11 protein-coding genes and 1 pseudogene are annotated in these 14,516 nt (G+C 44.9%); 7 read left to right on the top strand and 5 right to left on the bottom strand.

The annotated features are described in order from the left end of the window. Window positions 1-197: 197 nt before the first annotated feature. Window positions 198-881: a PHP domain-containing protein gene (locus IM462_RS00435; RefSeq protein ID WP_287701678.1), complete on the bottom strand. Its 684-nt coding sequence runs from the start codon at window positions 879-881 to the stop codon at window positions 198-200. Between the two features lie 463 nt (window positions 882-1,344). Between IM462_RS00435 and queD the strand changes: the two genes are divergently transcribed. The 5 genes from queD (at window position 1,345) to IM462_RS00410 (ending at window position 8,422) form a co-directional block, all read left to right on the top strand. Next, window positions 1,345-1,719 carry a 6-carboxytetrahydropterin synthase QueD gene (gene queD, locus IM462_RS00430; protein ID WP_287701694.1) on the top strand — a complete coding sequence of 125 codons (375 nt, stop codon included), beginning with the start codon at window positions 1,345-1,347 and terminating at the stop codon, window positions 1,717-1,719. A gap of 411 nt (window positions 1,720-2,130) precedes the next feature. Continuing rightward, on the top strand, window positions 2,131-2,625 hold the full coding sequence (locus tag IM462_RS00425; protein WP_287701677.1) for a tetratricopeptide repeat protein: 495 nt from the start codon (window positions 2,131-2,133) through the stop codon (window positions 2,623-2,625). A gap of 143 nt (window positions 2,626-2,768) precedes the next feature. Then, window positions 2,769-3,869, top strand: coding sequence for a S1C family serine protease (locus IM462_RS00420; protein WP_287701676.1), 1,101 nt, complete (start codon window positions 2,769-2,771; stop codon window positions 3,867-3,869). A gap of 59 nt (window positions 3,870-3,928) precedes the next feature. Next, a complete protein-coding gene (locus tag IM462_RS00415; protein WP_002763038.1) occupies window positions 3,929-4,537 on the top strand; it encodes a COP23 domain-containing protein in 609 nt (202 codons plus the stop codon). Window positions 4,538-4,576: 39 nt separating this feature from the next. After that, complete coding sequence (locus tag IM462_RS00410; RefSeq protein WP_287701675.1) at window positions 4,577-8,422, top strand: serine protease; 3,846 nt, start codon at window positions 4,577-4,579, stop codon at window positions 8,420-8,422. Between the two features lie 124 nt (window positions 8,423-8,546). Here the strand turns inward: IM462_RS00410 and IM462_RS00405 are convergent, their stop codons facing one another. The 3 genes and pseudogenes from IM462_RS00405 to IM462_RS00395 all read right to left on the bottom strand — a co-directional run. Further along, window positions 8,547-8,918 (bottom strand): ATP-binding protein, encoded by a 372-nt coding sequence (locus IM462_RS00405; protein WP_287701673.1) that lies wholly within the window; start codon window positions 8,916-8,918, stop codon window positions 8,547-8,549. 43 nt (window positions 8,919-8,961) lie between these two features. Further along, window positions 8,962-11,289 carry a tetratricopeptide repeat protein gene (locus IM462_RS00400; RefSeq protein WP_287701671.1) on the bottom strand — a complete coding sequence of 776 codons (2,328 nt, stop codon included), beginning with the start codon at window positions 11,287-11,289 and terminating at the stop codon, window positions 8,962-8,964. A 26-nt stretch (window positions 11,290-11,315) separates the two neighbouring features. Then, a pseudogene (locus tag IM462_RS00395) lies at window positions 11,316-11,417 on the bottom strand (IS30 family transposase); the annotation flags it as partial. A gap of 364 nt (window positions 11,418-11,781) precedes the next feature. On the opposite strand from IM462_RS00395, the gene IM462_RS00390 reads away from it, so the two are divergent. Then, window positions 11,782-12,843, top strand: coding sequence for a CIA30 family protein (locus IM462_RS00390; protein WP_287701669.1), 1,062 nt, complete (start codon window positions 11,782-11,784; stop codon window positions 12,841-12,843). Window positions 12,844-12,929: 86 nt separating this feature from the next. Continuing rightward, window positions 12,930-13,550, top strand: a complete 621-nt coding sequence (locus IM462_RS00385; protein ID WP_287701667.1) for a CPP1-like family protein — start codon at window positions 12,930-12,932, stop codon at window positions 13,548-13,550. On the opposite strand, the gene IM462_RS00380 is transcribed toward IM462_RS00385, so the two are convergent. Next, window positions 13,547-14,242, bottom strand: a complete 696-nt coding sequence (locus IM462_RS00380; protein WP_190380565.1) for an HAD family hydrolase — start codon at window positions 14,240-14,242, stop codon at window positions 13,547-13,549. The genes IM462_RS00385 and IM462_RS00380 overlap by 4 nt on opposite strands. Between the last annotated feature and the right edge of the window lie 274 nt (window positions 14,243-14,516).

The following is a 14,516-nucleotide window of genomic DNA, read 5'->3' as shown; positions in this document are numbered from 1 at the left end:
TTCAGTTATCAGTTATCAGTGATCAGGTTTAAGTTTTAAGTTATCAGGTTTAGGTTTTCAATTTTCAACAAATTTAGGCTCTTTCACTGGTTACTGATTACTGATCACTGATCAACGGCCATAAAAAACCAATACTCGATCGAGAAAGGATCGAGTTTAGTCAATTTAAGTATTTTACAGTTAATCCCGCGATCAGGCTAAATGCGCTGTAATAAAGATTTACCGTGGGAATCGGTGCTACAGGTGGCGAATAATTGATATTGACGACTAAGAGCGAGAGCTTGTTCGGTTTCCCGTTGACTCGGCAGCCAGGGTTTGGGATTGCCGTAGGCATAAAAAGCCTCAATACCATCAATACCCAATTCTACCGCCGCCGCCACTAAATCGGCTGCGGGACGATGGTAACGAAAGGGATGGGCGAGAACCACTAAGGCCCCCGCTTGCTGTAAACTTGTAATGACTCTAGAGGCTAAAGCCAGATCTCCTTCCGGTTTGGCTCTTTGCAGATAGGGAGTCAAGACGACATGAGCGGGATCGAAACCATAGCCAAGAATATGCACTTCTGTCTCCAACAGATCCGCCGTAATTTCTACCCCTGTCCAGAGATGAGGTAGAGAACTCTTTAAATGCTGATTTTCCAGCCAAATTTGGGCTTGTCGATAACCTTCGATCGAGTGATGATCGGTAATTGCTAATCCTTTTAGTCCGATATCTAACGCTTGTCTCATCAAGCCTTGGGGACTCATTTGACCATCGGAACAATGGGTGTGAAGATGGAAATTGTAATGGTGGGGACAACTATCATAGCCAATGTTTGCCCACACCGCTTTCAGGGCGAGGGTATCTTGAGCTAGGGGTGGAATTGTAGCAGAAACGACCATGCAGTATTAAGGAAATTTCCCAAAGATTACAAATTGTTAACAATCAGCATAGCAAATACCAAAAAAAATTGGGTAGCTGCTGTTACCGCTAACACCTTTAGAGACTGTTCGTCAATGAATATTAAGCGGCAATCGGAGCCTTCTTCAGTCTCCGCGCTGATTATCGGTTATCGCTGCCCCTACAGGACTCAAAATCTTCCACCTGTTTCGCGAAACAAGACCCTAAAACCCTTACCTCGTCTATATTTGAGATTTATTCAGCCAGCCCTATGTACCAAGCTTTTTACTACAAACGTTTTGGCTCCCTCTCTCCGCTCCCTTCTCATAGACAGTCTTGACGAGTAACTTAGATACGCTAACAGCTTACTATGGAGTAAGAATACTAAGCTTTTGACTAGAATGGATGATTATCGGTGGCCAAATAAATAAACCAGATGTAACCGATAGTATCGACCGATTAACCATGGCAGAATGGATTATTTACAAAGAATTTCGCTTTGAAGCAGCCCATCATTTACCCCATTATGAAGGTAAATGTCGCCGTCTCCACGGTCATAGTTGGCTAGGGCGCATCTATGTGAAAAGTAATCATTTACAGTCCCAAGGCTCACAACAGGGAATGGTGATGGATTTTGTCGAAATTAAACAATATTTACAGCCGCTACTCGATAATTTTCTCGACCATCATTATCTCAATGAAACCACTGGTTTAGAAAATCCCACCAGTGAAGAATTATCGCGCTGGATCTATGAAAAATTGGCAAAAGCTGGTTTACCCAACCTTTATGCCGTCGAAATCCGCGAAACCTGCACCTCTGGATGTACCTATTATCCCTAATCAGCAAGCTATCATTAGCTAGGTTTGTCAATTGTTTTCGATCTAGAGCGAACTAATCAATTAAATCTCTTGCCAGATAAGAATTTAGTCGATTTATGCCACCCTATGGAACCATACCAAGTAACGAAGAACCTATTTTCTCTTGTCTTGTTTGTGTCTGCCTGGAGGCAAAACTTCAAAAAAAAGACTTTTTGTTGAGAGCTTGTTTTTTTTTGCTACTTTTTCCTTCATTTTTTCAGACTTTACCTCTTTGTCTTAGCTGTATTTTTTTTGTACTACACTTTGAAGTGCGGAATGTGGGTTGTAGTTCCTCTGTCACCCCTTGAATTGATCGCGCTATCCTGCATATTTCCAAAAAAGCAACCGATGAATTAGGTAGAAGCTCAAATCACCCTCACCGAGGAACTACCCATGAAATCCTTCGCCCTTCTCACCACCGTCAGCCTGCTCGGCCTCTCCACCCTCGCCACTGTTCACCCCGTTATGGCCCTAGAAAGCCGACAACCAGTCGAAACCCGGATCGCTCAAACGAACTACAAAGAAGCGATCGCCCACTTTAACCGGGGAATTAACTACATCCAACAGGAAAAATATGATCTCGCCGTCGCTCAATTCACCAGAGCGATCGAACTCGATCCAGACTATACCGAAGCTTACCTCGGTCGGGGCATGATTTACACGATTCGCGAACAATGGCGGCCGGCGTTTCAAGACCTGAACACCGCGATCCGACTAAACCCCCGCGCTGCCTACGCTTACCATTTCCGCGGATACGTCCATCTCGCATTTAACCAGAGACAAAATGCGATCGCCGATCTAACAACGGCCGCCGAATTATTTCGCCAGCAGGGAAACACAGAAATGTACAACAGCGCCATAGAAGCACTACGGCAGATAGGTGCGTAAGTTGCAAGGGAGAGCGATCGCTCTCCCCCTCTAAACTTTTGTGAAAAAAGCAACCTGAAGACTTAAAACTTGATCGCATAATTGGGAAAAAACCAACGATAACATCCTTGCAAGTATCCCTCGACTAAAGAGGAGCCAATCCGATGAAACCAATTACTTTCACCCTATCGGTGCTACTGGCCACCACTGGCCTACTCGTTCAACCAGGAGGCTTCCTGATGGAAAACATTCCACCCATCCTCGCCCAGGAGCAGACCGCTTCTAGAGTCTATCAGAAAGCCAGCCCCGCCGTCGTCACCGTCAAAAATGGCAGCGGCCACGGTAGCGGCTTTCTGGTCAGTCCCGACGGTATCATCATTACCAACGCCCACGTTGTTGCGGACGGACCGCGGGTGGTGACGGTGAAATTTTCCAACGGACAGCAGGCCTCGGCAGACGTGATCGGCTTTGCCAAAAATGGCGTGGATTTAGCCGTCCTGCGGATTTATAACCGCCAAAACCTGCCCTATCTTCCCCTCGCCCGTCCGAACTCCGCCAAAGTCGGCGAAAGCGTTTTCGCCATCGGCACACCCTTAAACGAGGACTATCAAAACACCCTCACCCAGGGCATTATCAGCCGTCTCGACCCCGAAAAAGGCATTGTGCAACACAACGCTAATATCAACAAAGGCAATTCCGGCGGGCCGCTTTTGAATTCACGGGGGGAAGTGGTGGGGGTTAACGTCGCAGGCGATATCGGGAGTTACGTTTACGACGGTGCGGGAAACCCGATCGGCCTTACCCAGAGCGGCATTAATTTCGCCGTTTCCCTCGATCGCCTGCAAGCTTTCCTCACCGCGGTTAAAACAGGCGATGTCTCCACCGTCTCAACATTAGGACAGGACGATCGGATACAGTTACTCGCCCTCCCTCTTAACGGTCAGACCGTTCAAGGCAACTTGACCAAAGACAAAAACGAGCAATATTACGGGTTCGAGGGTCGTGCCGGACAGAAAATCGTTCTGGATATGAACAGCAACGAGATCGCTCCCTATCTTGTCCTCTATCGCGTTCTCCAATCTTCCGAGGGGACAAAATACCCAGAGGTCGCCCGTAGTAACCAGCGTGTCGATCGCGCCCCCGGGGATTTTAACGCTCGACTTGTAACCGAATTACCCGCCGATGGAGTTTATATCCTAGTGGCCACCTCTCGCGAAGGGGGTGAATCGGGTCGCTACACCCTCAACGCCGCCGCTAACCCTTAAATAATCCCATTTTGACCCTAATCACGATTCTAATCCCTATTTTCTGAGTAACTATCCCTATGAACTCTAGATATATTTCCCACCGTCTCGCTTGCGTCGGCCTCCTCGCCACTGTCCTCCTCGGTGGTATCGCCCCCGGTTTCAGCCAATCGACCACCCCGAATGGCGTCACCTTCTTCTGTAAAGAGGTGTTCGATCGCGCATCGGGAGGAAAAATCCCCGCTACCCTGGCTTGGATTCCCCAAAGAAGCGGCAATGTGCGGATTATCGGCTGGAAATCGGAATATTTCTCCAAACGTTCCCCGGTTCGTTGCGAGGAAGTCACGAAAAAATTCCAGGAAGCATATAATCAAGGGCGTTTTAACTATCTCACCACCGGCCGGGCGAAGGGATACCCGATCATCTGCAGCGTTTCACGATCCGGCGATCCCTGCGATGGTAATAGCCAACTTTTTACCCTTAAACCCCACGACAATCCAGATTTAGTCTTGCAACAACTCATGGACATCCTAGAGGGGAAAAGCTCGGATATGCTCCTCCAGAATTCCGGAGATAAAACCTATATCTCGATGACGGAGTTTTTCGCCAAAGCACCACTCGCCGATCGCGACGCGCCCTGTGGTACGAGATCTGCTGGCCCGCAAAATAATTGCGTTCCCACCCGCTAGAATTTTCGCTGTTTTACCCCGAATTTCCCCATAATAACCATGTTGAAACCCTTTCCCCTACTCCTAAGCCTCCTACTTCTGCCCGTCGTACCGGTTAAAGCGCTATCCCCTTTCTCTGCTCCGGCGATCGTGGCGGAAGACAGCCCAGACGCGCAGATCGAGCGATCGATCCGTCAAGTCACCGTTAAGATTACTAGCGAGATAAATCGGGGATCGGGAATCATTATCGGGAAAAAAGGCAGTATATACCTCGTTTTGACCAACGCTCACGTTATCCGCGGCGCGAAAACCCTACAGATCCAAACCCACGACGGCCAAACCCGCACAGCCTCGATCGCGCCGAATTCCCTTTTAAAAGATAAGGATCTGGCCCTGGTGGAGTTTAGCGATACCAGGAATTATCCGATCGCTAAAATCAGTGTCATTCCCATGGAAACGGAACTAGATATCACCGTGACCGGTTATTCCGCAGAAACGGGGCAGTACACCACCGATAACGGGAAAATTGAACAGACGAGCGATCGACCCCTCCGGGAGGGCTACAGCGTCGGTTATAGTGGCGATATCGTGCAGGGAATGAGCGGCGGTGGTATCTTTTTCGAGGATGAGTTAATCGGCATTAACGGGCGATCGGCCCATCCGATTCTCTCTAACTACATCTACGAAGACGGTACAAAACCCACAGACGCAGAAATCCAACAGATGAGAGCGGTTAACTGGGGCATTTCCCTTCATACCCTATTAACCTACATCCGTCCCGAAATCCTCAGCGCGTACCAATTACCCTTACCGAAAAGCTCACCGGGCATCGAAAACCCCACCTATACTGGCTATATCGCCCAATTAGAAACAAAAGCGAAGGGTTTCACCGTCCGGATCGATAGTAGCAGTCAGGCCAACGGTAGCGGCGCAATTATCGCCCGCGAAGGAAAATCCTACACCGTATTAACCGCCGATCATGTCCTCTGTGAGAAAATCTCCGAGGAGAAAACCTGTGCCGATTACACCTATACCCTCACCACCAGCGACGGCAAAACCCTTCCCCTCGACCGAAAAACCATTATTCGACAGGAAGGGGTCGATCTGGCCATTTTTACCTTCGAGAGTAACGAGAATTATCCAGTCGCAGAAATCGCCAACTATAGCCCCAATCGAGAGAGTCCCGTTTTTGTGGCGGGATTTCCCAAAATCGGCGATAAACGAGCGGGATGGCTCTTTAGCGGCGGTGCGGTGAAAAGTCAGGAGGAAGGACTTCTCGCCACGCGACAGAGTGATTTTACGATTACCCAAAGCGGGGCATCCCTCGGAGTTAGTTCCCTGAGCGGCGGTTACGATATGGTTTATACCAGTATTACCTTCGGCGGTATGAGCGGCGGCCCAGTCTTAAACGCAGCCGGACAGGTAATCGGCATTCACGGGCGCTCCGAGGGAGTAAAAGGCAGAATTCAGCTAGGTTTTAGCTTAGGGATTCCGATTAATAGTTTCATCGGTTTACAGGAAAAATTTCAAGTTAAATTACCTTCTTTAGTTACCGTGCAACCCCGATTGACAGCACAACAAAAAGAGGAGATCGATCGCACCCTCGTCAATGTAGAAGTACCGGAAACCAACGCGCCCGCGAATATCTGGATCGAGCGGGGAAATCAACTCTGGCGCTTGAAAAAAGACGATCGAGCATTGCAAGCTTTTGATCGGGCGATACAATTAAACGATCCCGAATACACCTATTTAGCTTGGTACGGTAAAGCGTTAGTTTACAATCGTCAGTATCAATATCGGGACGCTCTTGAAGCGATCGAGAAAGCCCTCGCTACCCTACCCACTCGCGAGCAAGGTTCGGAATTTCACGCTGAAATTTTACACGAGAGGGGTTCACTGTATTGGGCGTTAAGTCTAGGTCAATACGAAAAAGCGATCGAGAGCTATGAACAAGCGATAAAAATCTTTCCCCGCAATCCGAATTACTACAATAGTTTATCGACGCTATTGGTTATACGACAATCCTTTATACGACAGGACGTAAGACAATACGATCGAGCCTTAGAAGCGATCAACCGCGCCATAGAAATCGCTCCCCGTTCCGGTTGGTACAGCAATCGCGGGATGTTATACGGTGCTTGGAAAAAATGGGATCTCGCGTTAGCCGATTATAATAAAGCACTGGCGTTAAATCCGAATAACGCTAGGGCGTATATAAACCGCGCCGATGTTTACAAAGAGCGCAAAGAATTTGATTTAGCTCTAGCCGATTATAACCGAGCGATCGAGATCGATGCTAATTTCGCAGGAGCTTATGCGAGTCGGGGGATATTTTACATGGCGCGTAAAAAATGGGATTTAGCTCTAGCGGATTATAATCGAGCGATTAGCATTGATCCCGATAATCCTATCCTTTCTTTTCCACGGGGGATTTTCTATCATTTTCAAGGAAGAAACGAGTTAGCGCTCGCCGATTTCACGAGAGTGATCGACAGTTATTCTTATCAAGCTGTCGCTTATATCATGCGCGGTTTGGCCTACGTTTCCCTCAAAAAATGGGACTTAGCTTTAGCCGATTTGAACCGGGCGATCGAACTCGATCCGAATTCCGCCTTCGGTTATGGTGGTCGCGGGGGATTATACGAGGGGCGGCGCGAATGGGACTTAGCCCTAGCGGATTATAATCGAGCGATCGAACTCGATCCGAATTCCGCCGCGAGTTACGAGGCGCGGGGAAATCTTTACAATAAACAACAAAAGTGGGATCTCGCTATCGCCGATTATAGCAGGGCGATCGAACTCGGTAATTTCGATGGTTATAGTCGTCGAGGAAGTGTATATTTCCAACAACAAAAGTGGGATCTGGCTCTCGCCGATTATAATAAGGCGATCGAAACCGATCCAAATCCCGAACTCGCCTATTTCCAACGAGGGGCTTTATACGAGTTACAGAAAAAAGGAGATCTCGCACTCGCCGATTACAGCCAAGCGATTCGATTAAATCCTTATTTCGAGTTATTTTATCGATTTCGGGGATCTCTTTACTACCGTCAAAATCAACTCGATCTCGCCCTTGCCGATTATAATAAGGCGATCGAGCTTAATAGTAACGATGCAGAACTGTATTACAACCGTGGGGAAATTTACCGACAACAGCAAAAATCGGATATCGCCTTAGCTGATTACAGTCGGGCGATCGAACTCGATCCGAAATACTGGTCGGCTTATTTACAACGTTATATTATTTATGAGCAACAAAAGAAATGGGATTTAGCGATTGCAGATATCACGAAAGTTATCGAGATCAAGCAATTTCCGGATGCCTACTTCGTGCGCGGCTCCAAGTACCTAGAATGGCAAAAATGGGATTTAGCTCTAGCGGATTTTAATAAGGCAATTGAGCTTAAGCCAGACAATGCTTCATTTTACTCTGCGCGAGGAATCCTTTACTATCAAACTCAAAAATGGGATTTAGCTCTAGCGGATTTTAATCGGGAGATCGATCTCGATCCCAATCGCAAGGACTCTTATAATTTCCGGGGAGAAATTTACAAAAGACAAAAACGCTATAGCGAGGCATTACAAGACTATCAAAAAGTTCTCGAACTGGACGAAAAAAATCTGATTGCGATTACCAATATTGGCTTAATTCATTACGAACAAGGCGATCTAAATTTGGCCAGTAGCCAATTTCAAAAAAGTCTTGAAATTAACCCCCAATCTGCCGAAAATCAACTGGCTCTCGCTGTTACCCTCTACCGTCAAGGCAATACGGAGAAAGCGATCAAACTTGCTAAAAGTGCGCTTAAAATCGACCCTGAATTTGCCAAGGTTGAAACCCTGCAAAAAAATCTCTGGGGTGATAAAATCATCGCCGATGCTCGAAAACTGTTCTCGCAACTGTAGTAGTTTTCTAGGTTGGGTTGAGCGAATAAGTATGTTAAAGAAAACCTCTCAATTTCAAGGAAAAGCGAAACCCAACACCCAACACCTAAATCCGTCTGAATCTTTTTGTTGGGTTTCCTTGGGTCTAGAAATAACAGCACTTAATCTTATTACCACACCCAGGAGGCCCCCAGAAAAGAAGTTTGGTCTTTGGTAAGTATCCATACTTAGCTAATTTTTGTCGTTGACGATGTTGATCTAAGACTCTCTCTATTTTAGCTTCAGTTTCTTGATTAAAGACAATTTGAGTTGAATCTATAGAGCTTTCTTCAAGTATAACTAAATCCTCGCCACTGTGACGATATCTAGGAAGTAATCTTAATCCATTCTCTGGAATCTGTTTCAACCGTTGCTTTCCTAAAACTTGCTGTAGCTCTTGAGCAAGAGCATGATGATTAGCGGCTAATTGATCGGCAATAAGAGACTCCCCCGCTCTTTGAAGGCTTGAAATAGCCAAGTCTTGAAGTCTTTGTCAAAAATTAGCTTATTTTTTCGAGAAATTACTGCATTTTTAACATCCATTCTACCGCCCGTTCATACAGTTCTAAATTACCAGTTTTTATCAAAGCATTAGCAGCTTTTTGCAAATAGTTAAGGCTCACTACTCGACTACTAGGATTTTTATCATCGTAGGTGGCAAGCGCCAAATTATAATAAGCTTCGCCATAATTTGGCTGATGAGTAATTGCTAATTGATAATCGGTGATCGCTGCCCTTTTATCGCCTATTTTTTCCTTAACTAAACCTCGATTATAGTAAGCTTCAGCATAGTTAGACTGGAGAGAAATAGCCATATTTAAATCCTCCAAAGCTCCGGCATTATCTCCCAAATCAAAGCGAATCACTCCCCGGTTATTATAGGCGATCGGATTATTGGAATTCAATCTAATTGCCCTATCTAAATCCTCTAAAGCACCCTCCTTATCCCCAGTTTGTCGTCGAATAATACCACGATTATTATAGGCGATCGGATTGGCCGATATTCTCGGTGTTACTTGTACATTATCGGGAATAGTAGCGGTATCAGTGCGTGCATTTCCCCGATTGCTATACGCTGTCACATCGATAGGATTAATGCTCAAAGATTGCAGATAATCTGTAATCGCTCCTTGGTCATCTCCCACGTCAGCGCTACTATTCCCACGACTATAGAAAATTCTCCCATCACGGACTTTTTCTAGGAATACATTATAATCCTCGATCGCTCCCTGTTTATCCCCTTTTTCAAAACGCGCATTGGCCCGTTTATGATACCCTTCTGGATCGTTAGGATAGGCAACTATATAAGTAGTATAATCTCTTTCGGCCGCAGCAAAATTTTTCAGAGCAAAATAAGCATCTCCCCGGGCCAGAGCATGACAAGAGACGTTATAATTAGGAAGAAAATCGGTTTCTCTGGAGTTATAAAAATAGTTTTTGTCGGCAGATTCTTGGATATTTTCGCTACAGACAGAGCGAGAAGTAAAACTAGGTGTATTGATCCGATCATCTTGGTCTAAGGCAATATTATAATTATCTACTGCCTCCTGATAACGCCCCAATTTATACAGCACTAACCCCCGATGATAGTTAGCGGCTGCATCATGACGATTTCGTGCTACTGCCGCAGTAAAATCCTCTAAAGCTCCCGCGTATTCTTGATATTTATTCGCTCGCATTAACCCCCGATATACATAGGCTTTTGCGTCTTGGGGTTGCAGATAAATTGCTTGGTTATAATCTTGAATTGCCCCTTGATTATTGTTGAGTCTTAGGTGAGCATAACCCCGTTTAATAAATGCTCTAGAATGGGGAATTTTATCGTAGTTGGGATTAACACGGATGACAAGTGCTAAGTCTTTGATGGCTCCATTATAATACTCGATCGCTGTTTGATATCCTTCCGGGGAATTATTCGATAAATTGGCTAATTCTACTTCCTCGTCAGCCATTTCAATTTGTACTCTGGCACGGTTTTGATAACTGCTAGGAGCATTCTTGGCTAAAAATAAGTTAGGTGAGCATTTTAAAACGATTTTATAATCCTTAAAAGCCTCTCGTTTTCCTCCTATCTTTTCTAAAGCTATAGCCCGATTATAATATCCTTCAATTAGATCGGGTTTGTATAAAATAGCCAGATCATAATCTTTGATAGCCTCTGCATAATTTCCCCACTGAGAGTATAGCTGTCCTCGATGATAATAGCCGCGATAATCTTCAGTTTCATAACCGATGAAACGCCGGTAATAATCTAAAGCCAAGGATTGATGATTGAGCAAAGATGCAATAATTGCTAGGTTAAAGTAAACTTCGCTTTTATTGGGATTATATTTAAAGGCTTGCTGAAAATCTGAGCGGGCAGCTTCTAATAATTTTGGCTGACGCTGCTCCTTGGCCATGGCTAACTTTAACACACCTCTTTGATAATAGGCTTGGGCTAGTAACTGTCGATCTTTGAAGGCGGGAGCATTATAATTACTATACCAAATGTATTGACTGAAATCATCGATCGCACCGTTTCGATCGTTGATTTTTTCTCGCGCCATTCCCCGTTGAAAATAAAGTTTAATCGTACCCAGATCGCTAGGATAGACTCGCAGAGTGGCCGAATAATTAGCAATTTCTCTTTGGAGAGCATTTGTATCAACTTCTTCCTTAGAAATGACAGGACATTGTAGATTTTCTACTGCTTTAACCGAGCTAACTGCTAAACCAAATAATTCCCAAAACAACAGGGGAGACAATAAACATATTTTTCTAAAAAGCTTGACATTTAAACTATTTTGTGCTAGGGGATTGGGGAGGGCTTGATCTGTCGGGGTTTTAGGGATTAAGGATTGTTGTGGCATGATGATTAAAAAAATTTGCAGTAAACTCAAATCTGAATTGCATCACTATCCGATCGTATTTGATAAAATACCTCAAAGGGGGTTGGATAGTCAAGACATTTTCGGGGATGATTGTTAATTAACTCCACAACTTTTGCAGCTTCCTCCCGTTGGCTCTCTAGACTGGTTATGGCAAATTAGTAGTTTTAATGAGCTTAAAAACTTAGATAGTATGGAATCGAATAAAGCCAAAATATTTTTTGTTAGAATTAATATCCTGTCAAAGTAAGTTCTCGAGCCGCTATCGGGTCAAAATATCTAAAAGCACAGATAAATTTGACATCATCTTCGGTTTTATGGGTAGGATAGTTGTCTCTTGTCTTTTTTCTCCTCCTGTCTCGGAGTTTCCTCACCTAACGGAAGATTTTTGAGGTTTACAGGAGAGCTTTTGATCTCAAACAGCCAAATTAACTCGATAAAATAAAAATTAACGGCAGTAAGGAGATAAAATTTATGGCTGAATCAAAAAACTGGGATTTTCAGAGATTTTGGCAAACTCTGGACTATTTTGATAGTATTCCCCTCTGGAGTTGTCTGCAAAAACTGCTCGGTTTCGGGGAAGATAAAAAAATTCAGCTAACAAATGAGCAAGCAATGAAGACTATTTTAGTCATTGGTGGTGAAAATGCGATCGGTAGAAAGGTAATCGCTCAACTACAGCAGCAAAACTATCAAATTCGCGCTTTAGTCGATAATATCGAGTCTGCACGTCAATTATTTGCTGAAAATGTCGATTTATTCGCTCTGCAAACCCCGCAATTGTTCATGGGGATTGATGAGATTATCTACTGTCAAGGGGAGAATAACCGCCATAGTTTAGCCAATTTACTCGATTTACTGAAAAATGCTGGTATAAGCGCCGAAAAAACCCTCTTTAACTTTAGCAATCCCAGCAGTGATATAAAAGAAATCTGGGGTGCGGTGGATGATGTGGTAATGGGAGGAGTGAGTGAGAGTCAGATAACCCTAACCGGAGGACGCGCTCTCTTTTCTGGTATCGTTAGAACCGAAAATAACGGCGGTTTTGCCTCAGTTCGTACCAGAAACCTGAATCCTCCCCTAAATTTATCTAACTACGAGGGAATAGAATTACAGGTACAAGGGGACGGAAAACGCTATAAATTAATTCTGCGCTGTGAAGGACGTTGGGACGGCATCGGTTACTGTTATTCTTTTGATACACTTGATCGCACCCTGCAAAAGATTTCTATTCCCTTTCGCGATTTAATCCCAGTGCTGCGGGCCAAAACCCTGCGGGAGGCAGCACCCTTTGATAGCAGTAGCGTCTATGCTTTGCAGTTAATGCAGAGTAAATTCGAGTACGATGGGGCCTTAAATCCCCGTTTCTCTCCGGGGTTATTTGCTTTAGAAATTGTCACAATTAAAGCCTACGGGGGCAAAAACCGCTTAATTATCGTTAAAGAAGGAGAAATCGCCGAAAAAAGCCTTTTAGATGCCAGTGGTTATCCCTACGAAGCGATCGATTCTGCTCAGATTTTCGCTAAACTTAATTAATTTAAATAAGCTTGGATCTCAAGTTAAACTACAGAACATAGGGTTAAGATCATGACTATCGGGAGCATAATTAAGGAGGTATGTTCATGAGTGAACAGAATCCCTACGAACAACTTGGGGTTACTGAAGAATCCTCTTTTGAAGAAATTCAAGAGGCCAAACAAAGACTGGTGCAACAGTATCAGAATGATAGCAAAATTGTCGAATCGATCGAGGCGGCCTACGATTCTGTCCTCATGGATCGACTGCGGATGCGACAGGAAGGTAGGATTAAAGTACCCGATCGCATTCGTTTTCCCGAACGTCTGACGATTCCGGTGGAAAGTAAACCAGTTACTAGCAGTAAATCTCCTAACTGGTGGAAAAGCTTAATCGATACACCTTCTGCACAGGATATCGGCGTACCAGCAGTGATTTACGCTTGTTTAGGAGCAATAACGCTGTTAGTTCCCGATCCCAGTGGCTCCCTTTTACCGCTGCTCTTAGCTTTTGGCGTTTTCGTTAATATCTATTTTTTCAACCGCAAAGAAAAACGTTTTGGCCGCGCCTTGCTATTCACTCTCGCTGGTTTAGTGCTAGGAGTCGCTCTGGGAGCGGGATTAGCTAGTTTAGCGGCCAAGGCTGATTTGAATATTTTCGGCGATCGCCAAATTTATGCGCTCGTCACTTTTCTGATCTTTTGGGTGATTAGTAGTTTTTTCCGTTAACCAATCGCTCGTAGGGATCCTAAGATCACGTCCACTGCTTCCCCAAGGTTATTGACGATATAATCAGGCTCGTAGCTCTCTAAACGGGAACGGCTGCGAATCCCCGATAATACGCCAATAACCTTAATATTTTGGCTCTTAGCGGCGGCAATATCCGCTTCCGTATCCCCCACCATCCAAGTATCGGCAGCCGCCGGCAGTTCCTTTGCGGCCTTAGCCATAAGCAGGGTTTTGTCGCGCACGTCGTTGGTTTTGGTGTAATTGTTATTTAGACAATAACGACGATTAGCGGCGAAAAAACGACCGATATCGTGGCGATTAAAGGCATGATCTAGCTCGGATACCCGCCGCATCGTCATCACGACTAAATCGATCTTTAACTCTTGGATTTTCTGGAGAGTTTCCAAAGAACCAACCACCGGGCGATCGTGGACAAGATAGGGTAAAGTATGGACAGTTTGACGACGAAGATGGGCAAATTTACGGGCCTGATCTTCATCTAATCCTGACATTTCCCCGATACGCTTCTCAGAAACCTGATCCCGTTTTAACTGCCAGAACTCCGCTTTCGATAATTCCCCGATAATTTGACCTTTATAGGCGGTTTTCTGTAAACAGTATTGATAAACTTGGTAATATCGCTCCGATACGTCCATTATCGGGCCGTCAAAGTCGCTAATTAGTCTCAACATCGTTCTAATACTTCTCGCTTTATTAATTTTTATATACAAGTTACCCTAGAGTCTTGACAATGACAAGGGTTTTGTCGGGAAAAAGATTAGGGACCAGGGAAGTGGGGTGTGGGGTGTGGGGTGTGGGGTGTGGGGAAATGGGAAAATTTCAACTAATACCCCAACCTCTAACCCCTCACTGTTTACTGATCACTGATGCTTCCCCTTCCCTAGTCTGGACGGTTAGCTTAAAATAAATGTAAGGATATGTAAACTTTCGTAACTATCTCGCCAA

The sequence above is a fragment of the Microcystis sp. M144S2 genome (genome assembly GCF_020246065.1).
Taxonomy (GTDB): domain Bacteria; phylum Cyanobacteriota; class Cyanobacteriia; order Cyanobacteriales; family Microcystaceae; genus Microcystis; species Microcystis ichthyoblabe_A.
The sequence above is the reverse complement of the archived record's forward strand: the minus strand, read 5'-3'. Positions and strand labels throughout refer to the sequence as shown.

Excerpts from the sequence above, each read along its gene's own strand:
- IM462_RS00410 (WP_287701675.1), top strand. The coding sequence starts at position 4,577 with ATGTTGAAACCCTTTCCCCTACTCCTAAGCCTCCTACTTCTGCCCGTC.
- IM462_RS00385 (WP_287701667.1), top strand. The coding sequence starts at position 12,930 with ATGAGTGAACAGAATCCCTACGAACAACTTGGGGTTACTGAAGAATCC.
- IM462_RS00415 (WP_002763038.1), top strand. The coding sequence starts at position 3,929 with ATGAACTCTAGATATATTTCCCACCGTCTCGCTTGCGTCGGCCTCCTC.
- IM462_RS00390 (WP_287701669.1), top strand. The coding sequence starts at position 11,782 with ATGGCTGAATCAAAAAACTGGGATTTTCAGAGATTTTGGCAAACTCTG.
- IM462_RS00400 (WP_287701671.1), bottom strand. The coding sequence starts at position 11,289 with ATGCCACAACAATCCTTAATCCCTAAAACCCCGACAGATCAAGCCCTC.
- IM462_RS00380 (WP_190380565.1), bottom strand. The coding sequence starts at position 14,242 with ATGTTGAGACTAATTAGCGACTTTGACGGCCCGATAATGGACGTATCG.
- IM462_RS00425 (WP_287701677.1), top strand. The coding sequence starts at position 2,131 with ATGAAATCCTTCGCCCTTCTCACCACCGTCAGCCTGCTCGGCCTCTCC.
- IM462_RS00420 (WP_287701676.1), top strand. The coding sequence starts at position 2,769 with ATGAAACCAATTACTTTCACCCTATCGGTGCTACTGGCCACCACTGGC.
- IM462_RS00435 (WP_287701678.1), bottom strand. The coding sequence starts at position 881 with ATGGTCGTTTCTGCTACAATTCCACCCCTAGCTCAAGATACCCTCGCC.
- queD (WP_287701694.1), top strand. The coding sequence starts at position 1,345 with ATGGCAGAATGGATTATTTACAAAGAATTTCGCTTTGAAGCAGCCCAT.